This is a genomic window from Magnetococcales bacterium (assembly GCA_015228935.1).
Lineage (GTDB): Bacteria > Pseudomonadota > Magnetococcia > Magnetococcales > DC0425bin3 > HA3dbin3.
This window is the reverse complement of record JADGCO010000026.1, coordinates 27,381-46,176: the sequence shown is the minus strand read 5'-3', so window position 1 is coordinate 46,176 and position 18,796 is coordinate 27,381. Positions and strand designations below refer to the sequence as shown.

Sequence of the window (18,796 nt, the reverse complement as noted above, 5' to 3'; positions counted from 1 at the left end):
GAACGGGCACGCCAATGGCTGGGAAAAGCCCAACAACAAGGTCTGGAAAGAGCGGGAAAAATTTTGGATATCCTCCATTCCAATCCCGACACTCTGGATGCCCGGGCTGAAATGACCGCCTACGCCACCACCTTGCCAACCCCCCTCGCCCCACCCACCGTTCCGGAAGACGCTCCCCTCGCCACATCCAAGGCGGAGTTGGGACTGCCATCCGGTTTCTGGCCTCGTATTCTGGTGGATGTTGATCAGGCACAATCAAGACATGCGCAATCCTGTTGTCAACTTTTGACTACAACGACGCCGGAGCAATGAAATAAAGTCTGGCCTGGTCCGGTTTCATGACCCCGGCCACGCGCTCCGCCTCAGGCCCAAAGCCCATGAACCAATCCACCCGCCCGGGACCACGAATGGCTCCCCCTGTGTCCTGATTGACCACAAGACGCTGGACCGGCTCCCAGGTGGCAATCTCCTCGCCAGTTGCCTGGGCAAATTTCGGCCATCGAGCGACCAGCAAGGCAGGTGCCCCTTTGGGAAACTCCCGATGATCCGTGGCAATGGAATAACCCGCTGTCAACGGCACCTGAATGTTGCCAAATGGTCCCCCCTCCTGTTGGCGGAAAAATACGTAGGAAGGATTGTACTGTAACACCCGCTCCACCTGATCAGGATGTTGAGCAAGCCACTTGCGGATGGATTGCAGGGTCACCTGCGTTTTGAGCAGCATGCCTTCCTTGACCATGTATCCGCCAATGGCCCGATAGGGATGCCCATTGGCTCCGTCGTAACCCACCCGCACATGCGTTCCATCCGGCAACAGGATGCGCCCCGAGCCTTGGATCTGGAGAAAAAACAAAGCCACCCGATCTTTGACCCAGACCACCTCCAACCCCTGATCCGCCAATTTGCCGCCCTGATCGATCTCGGTGCGGTTGTAGTAGGGAAGCAGGTGCCCTTTTTCCACCCGGGCCACAAGTCGGCGGCCTTTCAAATCCTCAAACCAGGTACCCAGGTCGGCTTCCAGAAGATCATGGGGACGCCGGTAGAGAGGATAACGAAATGATTCGGAGCGTTGCAAAGCCCCTTCCAGCAACGGTTCATAATAGCCGGTCACCAAAACATCTCCCTGGCCATCCCGTCCCACGGAAGCAAACAGGCGATAGTGGGCAGACAAATGGCGATACAGGGCAGAGGGATCGCCTGTTCTGGCCCGGGCCGCCAAATCCCGACAACCACGGGCCATGGATGCGGCTGAGACAGAGGTCAGTGACCCGTATTTGAAGGATTCTCGCGGGGGCAGTTTTTCATAATAACCGGCACTGGCCTCCAGGGCCTCTGCCCAGAGTCGCAAATCTCCTGCGCTTTTCAGATGGTTCTGTACCTCCTGCCAGGGAACGGGACGAAGATTTCCCTCCGGTACCACTTTTTCCCCGACCCACTGCGCCACAAAACGCAATACCAGAATGGTCAAGACAATGGCCAGTAAGGCATAGACAACCTGAAACGATCTGCTGTTACGCAAGCCGGTCATGTTCACGACGGATCGACAATATCAGTGTCCGGTTGCCGGATGGCACTCAAACACCAGTTGGGATCCGGTGAACCAACAGGCCGCACAAAAGTCCAATACTCCTCAACCCGAATCGGAACATTCGGATTTCCCTCCAAAATTTTGCCATGGGTATCGGTGATGTAATCGACCATGTACACAGCAAACTGGACTGTAATGTAATCTTTTCCGGACTCCTGCCAAACATCACAGATGGTGAAGGTTTCGAAGCGGATTTTGTCGATCACGTTGCATCGACCGGCCTTTTTGTCTTCCATGGCCTGCCGCTCGATCAGGGACCACATGTGCCGGGTAACCAAAGGCCGCAACTGTTCCACATCCCATTCACGCCAGGCTTTTTGCAACAACTCGAAAGCCACACATGCCCCGGCCAGGAACGTATCCTGCCGAAAGTGTGGATCCGTATGCACAATCTGCTGCAATCCCCAGGAAACAGCATCCATGGGACCCTTGTCGAGCATGACCGGAGCCATGGGTTTTATGGGTGTGACCGGTTTGGACTGCATGGCCGGTTTGGGCTGTATGGCCGGTTTGGACTGCATGACCGGCTTGGAGTATGTGGCCGATTTTGGTTGCATGGCCGGTTTGGCCGCTGCTGGCGTTTTGGGTTGCAGCTCGGCGCGGGTCAACTCGGGTCCGTCCTGGATGAACTCGGGTTCGTCACGTACAAAATCAGGTTCAGTACGGGAAAAACCGGGTTCGGTACGGGAAAAACCTGGTTCAGTACGGGAAAAACCGGGTTCGGTACGGGAAAAACCAGGTTCAGTACGAGAAAAACCGGGTTCGTCCTGAAACAAGTGCATGTCGTCGCGAAAATCGCCCAAATCCGGTACTGTACCCCTGCCAGAAGCCAGGGATGGCACAGGCTTGGGCGGACGGGTCAGGGAAAACGGAAAAGCACCCCATTTGCGCAGGTCAGGACGTTTGCTGCCTCCCGCCGGCAGGGAAAAGGGAATCTTGAATTTGAATCCAGGAAGTTTGCCTCCCGCTGGCAGGGAAAAGGGAATCTTGAATTTGAATCCGGGAAGCTTGCCTCCCGCTGCCTTGGGAAACGGTAGGCTGAATTTGAATTCAGGACGTTTGCCTCCTGTAGCCTGGTATACCCGCAGCATGTGGTAAAGCATGTAACCCAGACCGCCCAGCAGGAGAAGATCCAGGATGCCAAAACCACTGCCCCCATGGCTGCCAAACACCAGCGAACCGACGATACCACCCAGTAAAAATCCGGCAATGCCTCCCATATTGGTACTGTTCTTTCCGGGATGAGAGACTGCGGACGCGGCCATTTCCGGAACAGGATTGGGGTGAACCGGGTTTGGAATTCGAGCCTGAGCCTGCGCCTGGGCTTGAGCCTGGGCCTGCATCAGGGATTGGGATTGGTATTGGGATTGAGGTTGAGATTGAGATTGGGCCTGGGCCTGGGATTGACTCCGTGTCTGGTTTTGGCCTTGCCGTGACGCAGTTGCATGGCGGATCGGAGTTGCCTCCGGTCTTTGCCCGTTGCGGACAGTTGATGATGGTTGCACGGCACCAGCCTGTTTTGGTGCTGCCGGGCGTTGTGCAGTTGGTTGACGCGAGGCTGCCTGGTTGCGCACGTTCCGCGAACCGGCAGGATTGGTGGCATTGGCGGCATTGGTGGCATTGGCGGTATTGGTGGTATTGCGCTGTGCCTCCGCAGCATCAGGCCAAAAAGCCAGAATGACACCTGCCAGAACCACACCGGCCATGCCGATGGTAAACCATCGATTTTTCTTATCATTCCGTGACAACATTCTTTCCTCCCTGAAAGAAAAGACCCGATCCATCTCTTTTTATCAACGGCTTCTTTTGATGGCTCGCCAAAAAAGTTCGGCAATATGGATCGTCCGTACCCTGGACCCGGTTGCCTGCAATCCGGCCTCCATATGCATCAGACAGCCCGGGTTGCCGGCCACAACCGTCTCGGCACCACTGGCCACGATATCGGCCAGTTTATCCGCCCGTATGGCTTGGCTGGTCTCCGGGTGACGCAACAGATAATCCCCACCCGCACCACAACACCGATCAGCCCGGGACAACTCGACCATCGGCACGGGCAGAAGAGCCAGCAGATTTCGTGACGCAAAAAACGTGCCTAAGCCATGGCGGACCTGGCAATGATCATGAAAAACAAGCCGCCCCAACCCGGGATCCGTCAACAGGGAAGGATGGATTTTTCCTGCGACGTCCAGGAAAGTGCTGAACTCAACCACCTTGGCCACAAATTCCAGAGCCAAATCACGGTAGGCAGGATCATCCGCCAGGGCCTGGGCATAACTGCGGGCCGTCAAAAAGCAGATGGTGCTGTCACACACCACGGCTGACACTTCCCGATACCGGGCAAAGAGATCCAGGGTCCGGCGTGCCTGCCGCAAAAAACGCACCCGGTCACCACTCTCCCGAAACGGCGCTCCACAACAACCCAAACCATGCGGCACCGTCACCCGATAGCCAAGGAATGTCAAAAGACGTTGGGCAGAAACAGAAATACCAGGATAAAAAATCCGGCCCATGCACCCGCACAGCAAGGCCACGGCGGGACCAGTGTTCAAAAGATTGACACCATCCATGTCAGGCGGGTTCCCCAGAGTGACCGGTATCAACCCTTCCAGTGCCGGCAAGAACGGCAGATGCCGCCACCACCTCTGCCGCCGCAACCATCCCTGCAATCCGGAACGACGATACCGTTGGAGCAGTCGGGAAACCAACACCGCCAGACGCGGGTTGACGGTGATGCGATGAAACAGGCGACTCGACCAGGGTGGCGGCGTATGGGGTCCCGTCTCCCGGGCCAGAACGATCAACCGGGCCGGAAGAACCCCGGCAGGACACGCCGTGTGACAGGCCTGACACAACAAACAATGGTCCAGCGTAGCCAGGGCGGCAGTCGGTTCGACATGACCGTCGCGCCAGGCCAGCAAAATGGAGATCCGACCACGCGGCGAACGGGTCTCGTCATTGTTCACGCGGTAGGTGGGACAAGCGGGCAAACAGTAGCCGCAATGGGTACAGAGATCAGCATTTGCCAGAGAAGCAACCAACCTGTGCGTGTCGTGGGTCTTGATGGCATCCGTCATGGCTGCAAGGGTAAAACGTTCCAGGGGTGCAGGGGAAGTTTCTCCCTGCGTGAAAAAAGAAGCGTATGAAAAATCTTGCCAAATGGATTTTTTCTCTGATACGTTGAAACCTCGACGGTTTGATTCGATATTTAATCTCAGAGGAGTGTACCCATTGAAGGTCGTGTCCGTAATAAACTATAAGGGTGGTGTAGGGAAGACGACGATATCTGCCAATCTTGCCGTGGGTTTGGCCTCTCGCGGAAAGAAAGTACTGGTCATCGATTTGGATCCCCAGGCCAGCTTGACGTTTTCATTTTTCAAAGTTGATGAATGGAGGGATAATTTTTCCAGATTTAAGACAATTAAAAATTGGTATGATGCTTTCATTGATAATGATGCTGATTTAAATATTGAGGATCTGATTGTAAAGAAAAAATATCAAAGATTTGATCTTGATGTTATTTGTTCACATCTTGCTTTGATTAATGTTGATATGGAATTAGCGGGTCGTTTGCCTGGAATGAACGAGCGCGACTTGCGGAGTAATTATTTGCGCGTCCATAGTAGGTTAAAAAAGGGCATTGAATCTCTCTCAAACAAATATGATTATATTTTAATTGATTGTCCTCCGAATTTTAACATTGTAACAAAGACCGCGATCGTTGCGAGCGATTTTTTACTAGTTCCAACAAAGCCAGATTATCTTTCTACACTTGGAATTGAATATCTTGAAAAACATGTAAAAGAGATGGTTTTAACTTATAATGATCATGTTTTAAAAGTTAATAATAATTCTAATGGTGATTTAAGGGAAATCAAACCCCGTATTCTGGGTATTGTTTTCACCATGATTCAGATAAGAAATCAACGTCCAATTTCTACCTTGCAGAATTATATCAATCAGATAAAAAGGACAAAAACCCCGGTCTTTGAAACCTTCATAAGAGAAAATAAGACTCTCTTCGGAAGTGCCCCAGAATATGGTATCCCCGTTGCAATAATGGGTGGAGTTTCCGGGGTGACATATGAAGGAATTCAAGATGAGTTGGAATCTTTGACGGATGAATTTATATCAAAGGTGTAAAATGAATAAAAATAACTTATCGAGTTATCTAGATGCAATTGTTGCGGCAATCAGAGATCTGAATCAGGGCGAACTTGATTTGCTTGTGTCTGGCAAGGGAAAGCTGGTATTTTTAGCAAGTAATGAGACACAGAAATCAATAGAAAACAATTTATCAAATACTTGTTTAATTAAAAATGAAGTGACAAAACATAGAAATCATGAAAAATCAGTGATGACCCCAACCACCGTTGGAAAAAAAGGGGATATTCCATTAAATTTAGATATAATAAAAAATCAATTGTCAGAGTGTAAAAATCGTGAAGAAGCTATTACCTTGCTTTCAAGTATTGGCACGAAAGAAAAGTTGGTCGAATTGGCGCGGTCAATGGAAGTGTTTATCACCAAGAGTGATCGCCGTGAAGAAGTCGAGGATAAAATTGTTGAATTTGCAGTAGGAAGAAGGCTTGCGTCAGAAGCCATCCGGACATTGAAAATGTGGTAAGGGGACAGGGCAAAGGAATAAAATACATCATCCAAAGTGGACGCAGTTTAAAATTCCTGAATGCAGGGATTTTTTTGTTTCAATATTTTCCGGCATTGCCATGAGCGCATGGGTAGATTAACCTGCCACGTTTGATATCAGTCTGAATACTCCTCTCGCATGCGCATGAGGGAACCAGCGTGAGTGCCGATACTCCAGCCCCGGAGGCGGTTTCCCCGCCAAATCTGGATACCTTGCGGGAACATATCGACCGGATCGACGATCACATCCACGATCTGCTGATCGAACGCGCCCAATGGGTGCTGGAAGTGGGCAAGGCCAAAAAAAATCTTGGTACCGGAACATCGTTTTATCGTCCGGAACGGGAGGCCATGATCCACCGCCGGCTGGCTGGTCGGCACCGGGGGCCGTTTCCCATCGAGGCCTTGCATCGCATCTATCGGGAAATCATCTCCGCCTCCCTGCGCCTGGAACGCAAACTGGCCGTCGCCTACCTGGGACCGGAAGCCACCACGACACACCAGGCCGCCCTGAAACAATTCGGGTCCTCCTGCGACATGTTTCCGGTACGCTCCATCGATGAAGTGTTCGATGCCGTGGAAGCCGGACGGGTCGATTTTGGCGTGGCCCCGGTGGAAAATTCCACGGAAGGGGTGGTGACCTATACCCTTGACCGTTTCGTGGAATCTCCCCTGCTCGTTTGTGGAGAAATCTTTTTGCCGGTGGTGCATAACCTGCTGGCCATGGAGACCGATATCAAACGGGTGCGGGTGGTCTACAGCCACTATCGTTCATTGGCGCAGTGTCGGCGCTGGTTGGAACGACAGTTGCCGGGCGTGGCAACCCGGGAGGTGGAATCGACAGCACGCGCCCTGACCCTGGCCGGGGAAAAACCCGAAGCCGCCGCCATCGCCGGCCTCTATGCGGCAGACAATCATGGTCTCAATATTCTGGCGGAAAATATTCAGGATGATGCCGACAATGAAACCCGCTATCTGGTCATTGGCCAGCAGGCACCCCAACCATCCGGACATGACAAGACCAGTTTGATGTTTTCTTTCCGGGATGAACCGGGATTTTTGCATCGGGTGCTTGGCATTTTTGCGTCGCGGGGCATCAATCTGACCCGGATTCAATCCCGTCCCAGTCGGCGCAAGGCCTGGGACTATCTGTTTTTCATCGACCTGGAAGGCCATCAGCAAGATTCCCTGGCGGCAGATGCCCTGGCGGAACTGGCCAATATTCCCGGGGTGTTTACCAAGATTCTGGGGTCCTATCCACAACGCGCCCTGTGACTTCTGCCTGTTCTGTTGACCAGGCGCATGGTACGCTCTTTCCGGTTAATTTTGTATCTATTTTTGTAACCATTCAGAACCCCTCCATTAAAAGGATTTGACATGGAAGACTTTGTTGGGGCTCCGCCCCAAACCCCGCCAAGAGGAAGGGCACAGCCCTTCCTCCTGGACCTCCTTCCCAGTTTTTCAAACGTTTACTAAAATAGGGGGGGTTGAATAGTTACCTACTTTGTAACCATTCAGAACCCCTTCATTAAAAGGAATTGACATGGAAGACTTTGTTGGGGCTCCGCCCCAAACCCCGCCAGGAGGAAGGGCACAGCCCTTCCTCCTGGACCTCCTTCCCAGTTTTTCGAACGTTTTTTAATGGGGTGGTTGAATCGTTGCTTTTGCTTCCGGTTGCAGGCTGGCTTCTATTGACAAGGAACGGAACGGTGTCATTTTTCATCAAGCGGTTGGCGGTGGTGGGCGTTGGTCTCATCGGGGGTTCCCTGGCGCAGGCCTTGCGGGAACAGGACCTGGTCGGTGAAGTGATCGGCGTGGCCCGGCGGCGACGTACCCTGGAAAAGGCCCTGGATATGAAAGTCATCGACCAGGGCACGGTATCGGCTGCGGAAGGCGTGGCGGGAGCCAATCTGGTGCTGGTCTCCACACCGGTTTGTTCCATCGTTCCCACAGTGGAAAATTTTGCACCAGCCCTGGCCAAAGGAGCCGTGGTCACCGATGCCGGGAGTGTCAAGGGTTCCATTGTCCGGCGCTGTGAAGCCCTGATGCCGGAACATGCCCATTTTGTCGGCAGCCACCCGATTGCCGGACGCGAACACTCCGGTGTCGAAGCCTCGATTCCCAGCCTCTACCACGGCAGCCGGACCGTCCTGACCCCCACCCCCCATACCCAGGCCCAGGCCATGGAATATGTCCGTCTGGTCTGGGAGGCCGTCGGCTCCAAAGTGGAAATCATGGATCCCGACTACCATGACCGGGTTCTGGCCGCCACAAGCCATCTGCCCCACCTCATGGCCTATAATATCGTCAACACCTTGTCGGATCTGGAAGATGATCTGCGGGGTGAGGTGTTCCGGTTTGCGGCGAGTGGTTTTCGGGATTTTACCCGCATTGCCTCGTCCGATCCCACCATGTGGCGGGATATTTGTCTGGAAAATCGGGTCGCCATCGTGGAAATGCTCAATCGTTTTCGCGTTGACCTGGAACAACTGACCAAACGGGTCGAAGAGGGGGATGCCGATGGCCTGTTTGGCAAATTTGCCCGCGCCAAAGGTACCCGCGACCGGGTTTTGGCCGAAAACAAACTTCTGCGTGGCGAGTCCTGACGGACTTGATTCAAGGAGCATGGCGTGGACGGAGAACGCAATCAGGAAAAAAAAGGCCAGGTGCTGCGCATGACTCCAGGGGTGCCGTTGCGGGGCAAAGTCACTCCACCCGGAGACAAATCGATTTCGCATCGGGCCATCATTTTTGGTGCCCTGGCCGAGGGACGCACCGAAGTGGACAATCTTCTCGAAGGAGAAGATGTTTTGCGGACCATCGATGCCTTTCGCGCCATGAAGGTGGAAATCCAGCAACGTGGCCTGGGCCGTTGGAGCATCGATGGCGTGGGACTGGAAGGTTTGACGGAGTCCGAGGATGTCCTGGATCTGGGCAATTCCGGCACGGCCATGCGATTGTTGACCGGGCTGTTGGCCACGCAACCCTTCATGTCGATTGTCAACGGGGATGCCAGTTTGCGGCGGCGGCCCATGGGGCGGGTGGTGGAACCATTGCGGCGCATGGGGGCACGTATCCTGGGTCGCGACCATGGTCGTCTGGCACCCCTGGTGATTCATGGCGGTCAGGAGTTGTTGCCCATCGACTATCAATGCCCCGTGGTCTCAGCCCAGGTCAAGAGTGCCATCCTGTTGGCCGGCATCAACACCCCGGGTGTGACCAGCGTCACCGAGTCCGCCCAGACCCGCGATCATACCGAACGCATGCTGGCCGCTTTCGGGGGTGAGGTGGAACGCAATGGCCTGACCGTCAGCGTCGGATGCTGGCCCGCTCTGAAGGCCCAAACCATGCGTATTCCCGGGGATTTTTCTGCTGCGGCATTTCCTTTGGTGGCCTGTCTGCTGACGCCGGGATCGGAACTCCGCATCGTCAACGTCGGCGTCAATCCCACTCGTATCGGCCTGCTGGACATGTTGATCGCCATGGGTGGACAAATCGAGCGCAGCGATGAGCGGCTCATGGGAGGGGAACCGGTTGCTGACCTGACGGTACATTACTCCCCATTGCGCGGCATCACCGTGCCTCGGGAATGGGTCCCCCTCGCCATTGACGAGCTGCCGATTTTCAGTGTCGCCGCTGCCCTGGCCGAAGGAGAGACCATCCTGGAAGGAGCCGAAGAGCTGCGCGTCAAAGAGAGTGACCGGATTGCCGCCATGACTGCCGGTTTGACCCGGCTGGGTGCCAACGTCGAAGAACGCGCAGATGGCATGCGGATCGCAGGCCGTCCCCAAGGCCTTGCCGGTGGGGTGACCGTGGACTCCTGGACCGATCACCGTGTGGCCATGAGTCTCCTGGTGGCAGGCCTGGCCTGTAAAAACCCGGTGACCGTCACCCGTTGCGACAACATTGCCACATCGTTTCCGGGGTTTGTTGCCCTGATGCAAAAACTGGGGGCTTCCCTGGGTGAAGGGTTTGGCCCCTCTGCTGGATGATCTGTCCCCTGGTTGGTCTACTTGAATCGGCCCCCGGTGGTGAATGACTTCCCTTCAGGACCCGTTACGGTGCTGGTGTGGCTCTCCACGGTTCCAGAAGTATTGACGCTGGTCGTACCCTGAATGGTGGCTGCCTGACCCCCCGCATCGGTTGCCGTTGCGGTATGGTTGACTGTCGTACCATCGGTGGTATTTTGGACCTGGGTCGTGCCATCGATGGTCACCGAATGGCCACCCGGTCCGGTCACGGTGGCCGAAGCCGAAACCTGGGTACCATCTGTGGTACTTTGGGCCGTGACGGTTCCTTCGACCTGAACCTGCTGTCCGCCCGGTCCGGTGACCGTGACCGTACCGGAGAGGGAATCGCCGTTGGTGCCGGAACTGGCAGTTCCTTCGGCATGAACAGTTGCGGATTGCCCACCGGAGCCGGTGATCGTCGTATCGGATTGAATCTGGGTATCACCGGTTGTGGCATCGGGAGTCAGGGTGGCATCGGTATGCAGGGTCACTGTGCCGGATTGGCCGCCAACCTGGTACCCCACGGAGGTATCACCCGTGATGGCCGTGGTACTCGTGCCAACCTGGGCCGTCACGTCACTTTGGATCGCATACTGTGACCCACCGGGGCCGGTCACGGTCGTATCCACATCCACCAGGGTGGTTTCGTAACTGGGTGTCGATGCCTGCTCATAAACCGGTGGGGGAGGCGGAATGTCACCACTGCCGCTGTAACTGGCGGGTGCGGCAGGCACATCGGTCGGAATTGACCCAGCCGACATCCCTGCGGTATCGGCCAGCGCCGAGCTGATTTCGCCCCCGATCATGGCTGGAGCGATACGATCTTCCAGTTTGGAAATTTTTCCGGACACCTTCTTTTTGATGATTGTCTTGGTCATCTCTTCCCCTCCGTTTGTTAAACACTGCAGCGGAACCCCCAAGTTCAGCCGCAAAGGTCAAGCCCGCTTGTATCACAATCAGCAAGTGCATTGGCCGGTAAATATCAGGAGGAATTGTTCCAGGATTCATGCGCAATGGCGGATGCCTCATATCCGGAAACCAAATGCACCCAATGCACCCGTACCACACTCCGTGCGATTATACAGGTCTTACGTTACGGGTGCAAGTCTGGCACGCCGGGTATCCGGGATTCAACAAAAAAGCCTGAACAATTTATATTGTTCAGCCCTTGAAATGAAACGTCGCTTTAAGGGTATTGGCTGTTTTTTGCGTGAGGGTTTCCGTCGGCAGCCAATCCGGTTCTGCGGCATGGACCAGACTGTCCACAAGGCGCACGACGGCATCCTGGGCAATATAGACCGCGCTTTGGCGTTGCCAGTAGCCGGAACCCATCAGGGCCTGGCTGCCGTGCCACAAAACCAGTCCATCGTGTGCCCGGATCAACTGGACGTTGAGTCCAACTGTCGGTTTTTCCTGCAATCCGTGTTGATAGGAAAATTCCGGGACACTGCCGATCAGGACGGCATCCACGCGGAGCAGTTCGGCAAAGTTGCGGGCCAGGGAAATGTCGTCCAGACGGTCCATGTCAACCTTGCCGTCAACCAGAATGCGCCGTGTTTCACTCTCATTCTGAATGCGAAATACCTTGCGGCTGGCCAACTCGGTAGCGACCAGTTCCGAGATGGAATGGCCAACGCCGGGATTATTACTAAAATTTTCAAAAGGGAGGACGGCCACGGTAAAATTGAACTCTTTCGGTGCTTCGACGGGAGCCTCCACTTCGTGTCGTCCCAGAAACGTGCAGCCGGCCAACAATCCGAAGATCAGCAGCAGGGAAAAATAACGCTTTGATTTTGGAAAATTTTCCGATTTGAACTTCCGCCGACGTTTGTTGCCTCTTTTGACATGGATCTGACTTTGCATATGGAACCCTTTGTCACTTGGTGTCATGCACAGATAACATATGATATACAATGTTGCTCATGAAAACACGACGCAGCACCCACACATCATGCCCAACTGTCCACCTTGTCATCAGTGCCCTGCATGAAATGAAACAACAAACCGAGAGAGTACACACAAATAAAATGCCGGATCAATTCCCTCCCTGGCTTTCTCAAAAAGCAAGATGCAAGCCAGAAATATGGTCCCGAACCGATGAGGGTAACTCCAGCCCCAGGCACGGATTGGCAAGCCATGAACACCCTGGAAACAATTGGAAATATTGTTTCACGCTCTCCCGGGGGAGGTTTGTCAGGGTCGTGTTTCTGGTGACAAGCCTATGACAAATTTGTGACATACCGGTTATTCATCCATTGATTCATCCAGCCTCGGCGGTGGGTTGCCAGTGCAGCCACTCTCTGGCCTGGAGATGCCGGCCCTGAAGGTGCGCACCCTGAGGTGAAGCCAAATAGAGAAAAACCGGGACAATATCCGCTGGTGTCGGCAAGGATGAGGCGTCTTCACCCGGAAAGGCCCTGGCGCGCAGGGTGGTGGCCGTTGGTCCGGGATTGACCGCATTGATGCGGATCGTTGACTGGGCCAGTTCCTGACCCCAGGTTTCGGTCAGATTGATCAAGGCTGCCTTGGACGCCGCATAGGCTCCCCAATAGGCACGCCCCTGCTGTCCCACGCCCGAGGTGATGTTGATGACGGTCGCTCTGGGTGCCTGCCGCAGCAGGGGCAACAGCTCGCGGATCAAAAAAAAGGGTGCCGTGACATTGACGCGAAACACGGTTTCCCATTGGGGCGGTTCGTAGGCAGCCAGCGGGGTCAGGGTGCCGAGTTGTGCGGCACCATTGACAAGAATGTCCAGCCGGCCAAACCGGGCATGGATTTCCCGAACCAGATCCGCCACGCGGTGCAAATCCTTTTCCAGGTCCAACGGCACGATGACGGCTTGGTTTTCCTGTTGGAGAATGCGATCATACGTTGCTTCCAGGTTTTTTTGGGTGCGACCGAGGAGCAGGACGGTTGCGCCTGCTGCGGCGTAGGCCAGGGCCACTGCCTGACCAATTCCGGACCCGGCACCAGTCACCAGGGCAATCTGTTTATCGAGCAGCATGGTCTTGACTCCCTTGCACAGAGGTATTTTTTAGTCCCATGGTATTCCTGATGGGGCCTACGGCGTCCGGCAAATCCGGTCTGGCCCTGCATCTGGCCAGCCGGTTTCCTTTGGAGATCGTAAACGCCGATTCGGTCCAGGTCTACCGGGGAATGAATATCGGGAGTGCCAAACCCACGCCGGAAGAACGACAGAAGGTGCCGCATCACCTGTTGGATCTGGTGGCACCGGATGAGCCGTATTCGGTCGGGAGCTATCGCCGGCAAGCCCTGGCGGTGGTGGCATCCTGTCAGGAACGGAAGCGAATACCGGTTTTTGTGGGTGGCAGTGGACTCTATTTCCGGGCTGTCGAGCAAGGTCTGGCCCCGGTGCCGGAAGTTCCGGAAGCCATTGTCCGGCAGTGGCGAGAGAGGGGAGAACGGGAGGGGTGGGCCTCTTTGCATGCCCATTTGCACCGGGTCGATCCGCATCTGGCCAGTCGGCTTTCACCTGCCGACGCCCAGCGGATCGTGCGCGGGTTGGCGGTTTGGGAGAGTTCAGGATCTCCCCTGACCTACTGGCAGCAACAACCCCATCTCCCCGTGACGGCACCCATTTTGAAAATGGCCATTGCCTGGCCGCGGGCAGAACTCTATCTCCGGATCGAACAACGATTTGATCAGATGATGCAGCAGGGGTTTCTGGAGGAGGTGGCCGCCTTGTGGCAGCAGGGATTCGACCGCACGCTTCCGGCCATGAAGGCCGTGGGTTACCGGCAGTTGCTGCGGTATCTGGATGGGGAAATTTCCCTGGCCGCAGCCATCCATCTGGGCAAACAGGAGAGTCGGCGCTATGCCAAACGCCAATTGACCTGGTTGCGGCGGGAAAACAATCTGGTCTGGTTGCCAGCCGAGGCGGAGATGCCGGCCAGGGCCGAAGAACGGGTCATGAAACTTCTTAAGGTATACCGGCCTTAATCATCCTTTCGGTCACTCTATGCCCTACGTCCATATAAATTCGGGCCATGATCATCCTTTCGGCCATCGGCGGGGGCTTTTCTAAAATGGGGTCCAGGGGGTTGGCTCCCTGGCAGGTCCAGGACAGAGTCCTGGCGGGGTATGGGGTGGAATCCCATGTTGTTTTTTTTACGCCCCCCCTTTTTCCAGGCTTTTTTTGCGCCGTTTGCAAAAAAAGACCAGGGGGCGGGCCATGGTCCGACTCTTGGCGCGTTGTCCAGCGCCAAGAGTCGGACGTATTGCAGGTTTTCCGAAAAAAAAGCAGTCATCCTGGCCGAATGGATGATCGAGGCCTAAATTCGCATGTGTCTTATTGAAAAATTTTATTAATTCCATATTTTGAACGATTTTCCTTACCATGTTACCTGAAAGGATGATCAGGGCTGGTGCAAAGTATTACATATTATTTTCTTACAATTATGTAATAAAAAATTACTATTGACATCATACCTCTTTCCGGTATCATTCATACTGATTTTGATAAATTTGGCCAATAAAGGTAAACCATCCATGTTTATATAAACTGGCATCCAACCAAAAAGAAATTAGATTTATTTTTCACATTCAATGGCAACATGTTAACTTTATTAAGAAACGTAATATTTACAATATGTTTGCTAAATAAAGTGATTAGTATATAATATGAATAAGATGAATTTGGTGTATTTATATTGACATTATAAATAAAGACGAATTCTGCATTTAGTTTACATAATTTCCTGGTAATATAGGCATGAGGTAGTTATATGATAGATGCTAATGAAATAATATCGAAAATTGAAAAAGATATTTCAATGGGTCGCATCGTTTACATTAATGATGTTATAGAAATTTGTAAAAGATTAAACATTGAATCACTTCCTCTGTTTTTAGTTTCCAAAAGAAGAAATAAAATTATACCAAGTTTATCTTTTGCATTATTTCCGGACAGGATTAGTATTTTTTCAACTATGAAAGATGTGAATGTAGAATTGGAAAAGTGTGGTATACCAGTAGGATTAGATTATACCCCAAATAACTTCGTTTGCTATCAGGAAGAATTTTTTAATGTTTATTGTAAAACGACAAATTTAAATGATGAAACCGTAAAATGTTTGCTGTATGCTTCTCGTTTATTAAATATTCACAGCCAGCAGTCGATTAATATAACTCTCGAATCGGTAAAACATTATGCATTAAAATTCGATGAAAGTATCAAAAATGGGAAATATTCATTAATAGATTTTTGTAAATACATCAATTTAAGTCATAATATCAAATCTTATGCTTTTCATATTTTACCTGACAAAACTTTATTTCCAATAATTTCTAATAATAAAAAAAATATTGATGAAATTATTGAATGTATCTCGAAATATGCTCTAAAAGAGATAAATGAAAGTGTAGTAACTGGGCGTGTAATGACAAACAAGGAACACGATCTAGATGTATATTATATAATCGTGCCAGTTATTAATAAATATAATCAAAAAACACCCATAAGGAATATAATAATCGCCACTTCCTATGAACCATTTTCGAAGTTATTAATAGAAACTATTATAAGCTATTGTGATATTTATATGACACTTAAAAGATCTGATATGCGTGTTGATGCACTTATAGGATCAAGAGAGGATATTATTTCAATACAAAAACTACCTACTTTTGCAACTCACGAAGATTTTATTAAAACTATAAAAGATTATAGTCAAGATCTTCTTGAAAAGGTTATACATACAACTCAAGCATTTAGTGCTACATTAAGATATTACGATCCTCACTTGAATGCTCTCGTAAAAATATCTGAAGCAACTGATGATATTGGTACACGTGATATTGACGAAGGAATTATTAATAATAATCGTTTAATCTCTTGCAAAAAATGGCGTTCAAGTGTTAATGCGTATACCTTTAAAATGGCACGCCTTCATGACGGCTTTGTTTATTTAAGAAATTTAAATTTAAATGAGAATTTTGTCACAAAAAATAACATACCTAAAATTTATAGAGTTAATGGTCTACAAGGATGGCTTCAGTGGCGCAAAAAAACACGTTCTGAAATATGCATTCAAATTTCGAATGAAGGTGTGCCTTTTGCAGTTATGAATATTGAATCGAATATACCATTTGCATTTACAGATGACATAGACTATTTAAAAGGGATTGCAAATGCAATAAGTCAGTATCATGCTTTATTATTATTAAAAAATGATAAAAATTGGTTAAGAAAAAGAATTCTCGAAATTGATGGCAAGCATGAACTTCTTCAACATTATGAAATGGATACTTTCAATGAATTCCAAAAAGAAATATTGAATGAAACTATATTTAAATTTCAGGCAACAAAAAGTGATATATTAAAGTGCGGAAATATACTGTTTTTTAATGTTTATGTTCAATATCTAGAATGGATTTTTCATGTTTATAGATCGCACGATGATGAACAGATTGAGATTTTGCGAAATATTGTTCGTAATCACGTTAAAAAAGACGTAAAAATTTCATATGATACAGGCCACGCAATATTATCAATTTTAAAAAATATTACACAAAATATTGTCAGACATGGACAACCAGAATTAGATAATATAATTATATATTATCATGAGGACAAGATGGAATCGAATTATGATCTTATTTTTAATAAACAAGCGAAACAAACCGGAAAAACAGACCGAAATAATTTAATAAATAAGCAATATTTTCAATCAGATGCGATTGATAAAAACGCAGAAACGCTACAAAATAGCCAAACAAATGATCAAGGACATGGTTTTTTTAAAATTAGGTTTGTTGCAAAGGAATGGTATAGTAATGAAACCTTCATCTCAGCTACTTTATCACCAGTAGATAAAAAAAGTGAACGCCTTCATTTTGGTTTATTTTTGGTTGGAGTTCTCACTAGAATTCATGGAGGAATAGTTTTTATTGGAGGTGAACCAGAAAAGGGTCGTGTTGTAGTTGAGTGTCATATTCCAAATAACGAAAGTCCAATTTGCAAAATAGGAGAAAAAAATGATTCTATGCGCAATGCTTGAACCAAATAGTAAGTTTCACGAAAATTTTAAAGAAAAATGTATATCTTTTTTCAGGTCTTCTGGTTATTTGGCGGATATTTCATTATTTACTAATGAGACAGAAATGAGAAAATTTCTATCTTCAAAAAATGTTGATGTTGTCATATCGGATTTATCGTTTGACTCGGAAGACCTCTCTGGTTTATTGGTTGTTAAGAAAATCAAGGAGGAGTTCCCTGATATATTTGTTATAGGTTTTTCTAGAGCAAATATCGGATATAGAGACGTTTCTGCAAGGCTCCCAACGTTTGATATGTTTATTGAGAAAACTGGTTTTATTGGAGGTAATGATCGATACATTTTATGTATTGTAGATGAATTTAAAGTTAAATTCAAGAGAAATTCAGATATTGTAATATCAGAAAAAACTGAATACAGGCCTAATGAGCAAGTGAAGATTCGTGATTTTGAATCTATGGTTTCCCAGATTATGTTCAGGAAACACTCTAGTGATGAACGTTCAACTCCTTCAAAAGTGTATTTTAAACCACTTTCCGGAGGTAGAAGTAGTAGTTCTGTGTACAAAATGTATGGTGAAAATATTAATGGAGATATTGTGACAGTTCCATCCGTTTTAAAAATATCGCCAATTAATAATGCAATAAAAGAAAAAGAAAATTACGACGAATTTGTTAAGTGGATATTACCTTATAAATGGAGAGTAGATATGCTAGGATTCGGAATAACAAAAAAATTTGGAGCTATATGCTATTCGTTTATTTCAAGCATTGGAGTTGAATACGACTCTTTAACAAAGTACATTTTAGATGGTAAAGATGATGTAATTATCAATTCCATTAAAACAGTATTTTCTCCTGAAAAACGCCATTGGTATAGTGAAAGCTTTATTGAAATTAAGGATGATATAAACAAAAGATATCATGAAAGATATTTTAATAATCAAAACGATAAAAACAATGCGTCAGCTAAGTTTAATAAATACACTCAAGATCTTTTTGATGCAAAATTATTTAATCAAAAAGTTAAAATATTTAATAATTATTACAGCAAACCAATTGAAAGATTATTTGGTGAACCAAATGGCTCGTATTCTACTTGTATTTGTCATGGCGATCTAAATAGTAACAACCTGATAGTTTCCGAAAATGGAGAAGTAATCTTTATTGACTTTCAAAACACAGGGAGAGGTCATGTTTTTGAGGATTTCGTCACGCTTGAAGCAAGCATAAGACTTAATTATCCTTTACAAATTGATCAACATTCAACACGTTTTTGGAATTCCTTTATAGATAGTGAGAATAAGTGTGTTGTGGGTGATTGTAATCAAGAAGACGACTTACCGAATCTTCATAGACATATTTATTATATTAGAAGATTAGCTAAATTAAACTTTCCGAATGAAAATTTTAAGTTATACTATTATGCTGTTGCTGCTTTTAATACAAGGTTATTATTGTTGTCTAAACTTACCGATAGCCAGTTTGGCCGAATAATTTCCTGTATATTAGTTGCGTTGGAACAGCTAGACAAATAAG

The 18,796-nt window shown here is 49.1% G+C and carries 15 protein-coding genes; 9 read left to right on the top strand and 6 right to left on the bottom strand.

Annotation, left to right across the window (positions count from 1 at the left end):
• Window positions 1–312: hypothetical protein (locus tag HQL65_08465; protein MBF0136260.1), on the top strand; the 312-nt coding region annotated here is incomplete at its 5' end.
• On the opposite strand, the gene HQL65_08460 is transcribed toward HQL65_08465, so the two are convergent.
• The 3 genes from HQL65_08460 to HQL65_08450 are packed head-to-tail and all read right to left on the bottom strand — an operon-like array spanning window position 290 to window position 4,662.
• A complete protein-coding gene (locus HQL65_08460) occupies window positions 290–1,528 on the bottom strand; it encodes a murein transglycosylase A (protein ID MBF0136259.1) in 1,239 nt (412 codons plus the stop codon). The two genes, HQL65_08465 and HQL65_08460, sit on opposite strands and share 23 nt — an antisense overlap.
• A 2-nt stretch (window positions 1,529–1,530) precedes the next feature.
• Entirely contained in the window at window positions 1,531–3,336 is a 1,806-nt protein-coding gene (locus HQL65_08455) for a Tim44 domain-containing protein (GenBank protein MBF0136258.1), read from the bottom strand.
• Between the two features lie 45 nt (window positions 3,337–3,381).
• Window positions 3,382–4,662: a (Fe-S)-binding protein gene (locus HQL65_08450; protein ID MBF0136257.1), complete on the bottom strand. Its 1,281-nt coding sequence runs from the start codon at window positions 4,660–4,662 to the stop codon at window positions 3,382–3,384.
• A gap of 82 nt (window positions 4,663–4,744) precedes the next feature.
• On the opposite strand from HQL65_08450, the gene HQL65_08445 reads away from it, so the two are divergent.
• The 5 genes from HQL65_08445 to aroA all read left to right on the top strand — a co-directional run bounded on the left by HQL65_08445 (window position 4,745) and on the right by aroA (window position 10,224).
• Window positions 4,745–5,728: an AAA family ATPase gene (locus HQL65_08445; protein ID MBF0136256.1), complete on the top strand. Its 984-nt coding sequence runs from the start codon at window positions 4,745–4,747 to the stop codon at window positions 5,726–5,728.
• A 1-nt stretch (window position 5,729) separates the two neighbouring features.
• A complete protein-coding gene (locus HQL65_08440; GenBank protein ID MBF0136255.1) occupies window positions 5,730–6,212 on the top strand; it encodes a hypothetical protein in 483 nt (160 codons plus the stop codon).
• Between the two features lie 224 nt (window positions 6,213–6,436).
• The gene (pheA, locus tag HQL65_08435) at window positions 6,437–7,507 is read left to right on the top strand and encodes a prephenate dehydratase (protein ID MBF0136254.1); all 1,071 of its coding nucleotides are present in this window, start codon (window positions 6,437–6,439) and stop codon (window positions 7,505–7,507) included.
• Window positions 7,508–7,941: 434 nt separating this feature from the next.
• The gene (locus HQL65_08430; protein MBF0136253.1) at window positions 7,942–8,838 is read left to right on the top strand and encodes a prephenate dehydrogenase/arogenate dehydrogenase family protein; all 897 of its coding nucleotides are present in this window, start codon (window positions 7,942–7,944) and stop codon (window positions 8,836–8,838) included.
• 69 nt (window positions 8,839–8,907) lie between these two features.
• Entirely contained in the window at window positions 8,908–10,224 is a 1,317-nt protein-coding gene (gene aroA / locus HQL65_08425) for a 3-phosphoshikimate 1-carboxyvinyltransferase (protein ID MBF0136252.1), read from the top strand.
• Window positions 10,225–10,241: 17 nt separating this feature from the next.
• On the opposite strand, the gene HQL65_08420 is transcribed toward aroA, so the two are convergent.
• The 3 genes from HQL65_08420 to HQL65_08410 form a co-directional block, all read right to left on the bottom strand.
• Window positions 10,242–11,120, bottom strand: coding sequence for a hypothetical protein (locus tag HQL65_08420; protein MBF0136251.1), 879 nt, complete (start codon window positions 11,118–11,120; stop codon window positions 10,242–10,244).
• A gap of 283 nt (window positions 11,121–11,403) precedes the next feature.
• Entirely contained in the window at window positions 11,404–12,105 is a 702-nt protein-coding gene (locus HQL65_08415) for a hypothetical protein (GenBank protein MBF0136250.1), read from the bottom strand.
• 397 nt (window positions 12,106–12,502) lie between these two features.
• Complete coding sequence (locus tag HQL65_08410; protein ID MBF0136249.1) at window positions 12,503–13,246, bottom strand: SDR family NAD(P)-dependent oxidoreductase; 744 nt, start codon at window positions 13,244–13,246, stop codon at window positions 12,503–12,505.
• A 38-nt stretch (window positions 13,247–13,284) separates the two neighbouring features.
• Between HQL65_08410 and miaA the strand changes: the two genes are divergently transcribed.
• The 3 genes from miaA (at window position 13,285) to HQL65_08395 (ending at window position 18,795) form a co-directional block, all read left to right on the top strand.
• Window positions 13,285–14,202, top strand: a complete 918-nt coding sequence (gene miaA, locus HQL65_08405; protein ID MBF0136248.1) for a tRNA (adenosine(37)-N6)-dimethylallyltransferase MiaA — start codon at window positions 13,285–13,287, stop codon at window positions 14,200–14,202.
• 785 nt (window positions 14,203–14,987) lie between these two features.
• Window positions 14,988–17,261 carry a hypothetical protein gene (locus HQL65_08400; GenBank protein ID MBF0136247.1) on the top strand — a complete coding sequence of 758 codons (2,274 nt, stop codon included), beginning with the start codon at window positions 14,988–14,990 and terminating at the stop codon, window positions 17,259–17,261.
• Window positions 17,254–18,795, top strand: a complete 1,542-nt coding sequence (locus HQL65_08395; protein MBF0136246.1) for a phosphotransferase — start codon at window positions 17,254–17,256, stop codon at window positions 18,793–18,795. Before HQL65_08400 ends, HQL65_08395 begins: the two co-directional genes overlap by 8 nt.
• Window position 18,796: the final 1 nt, after the last annotated feature.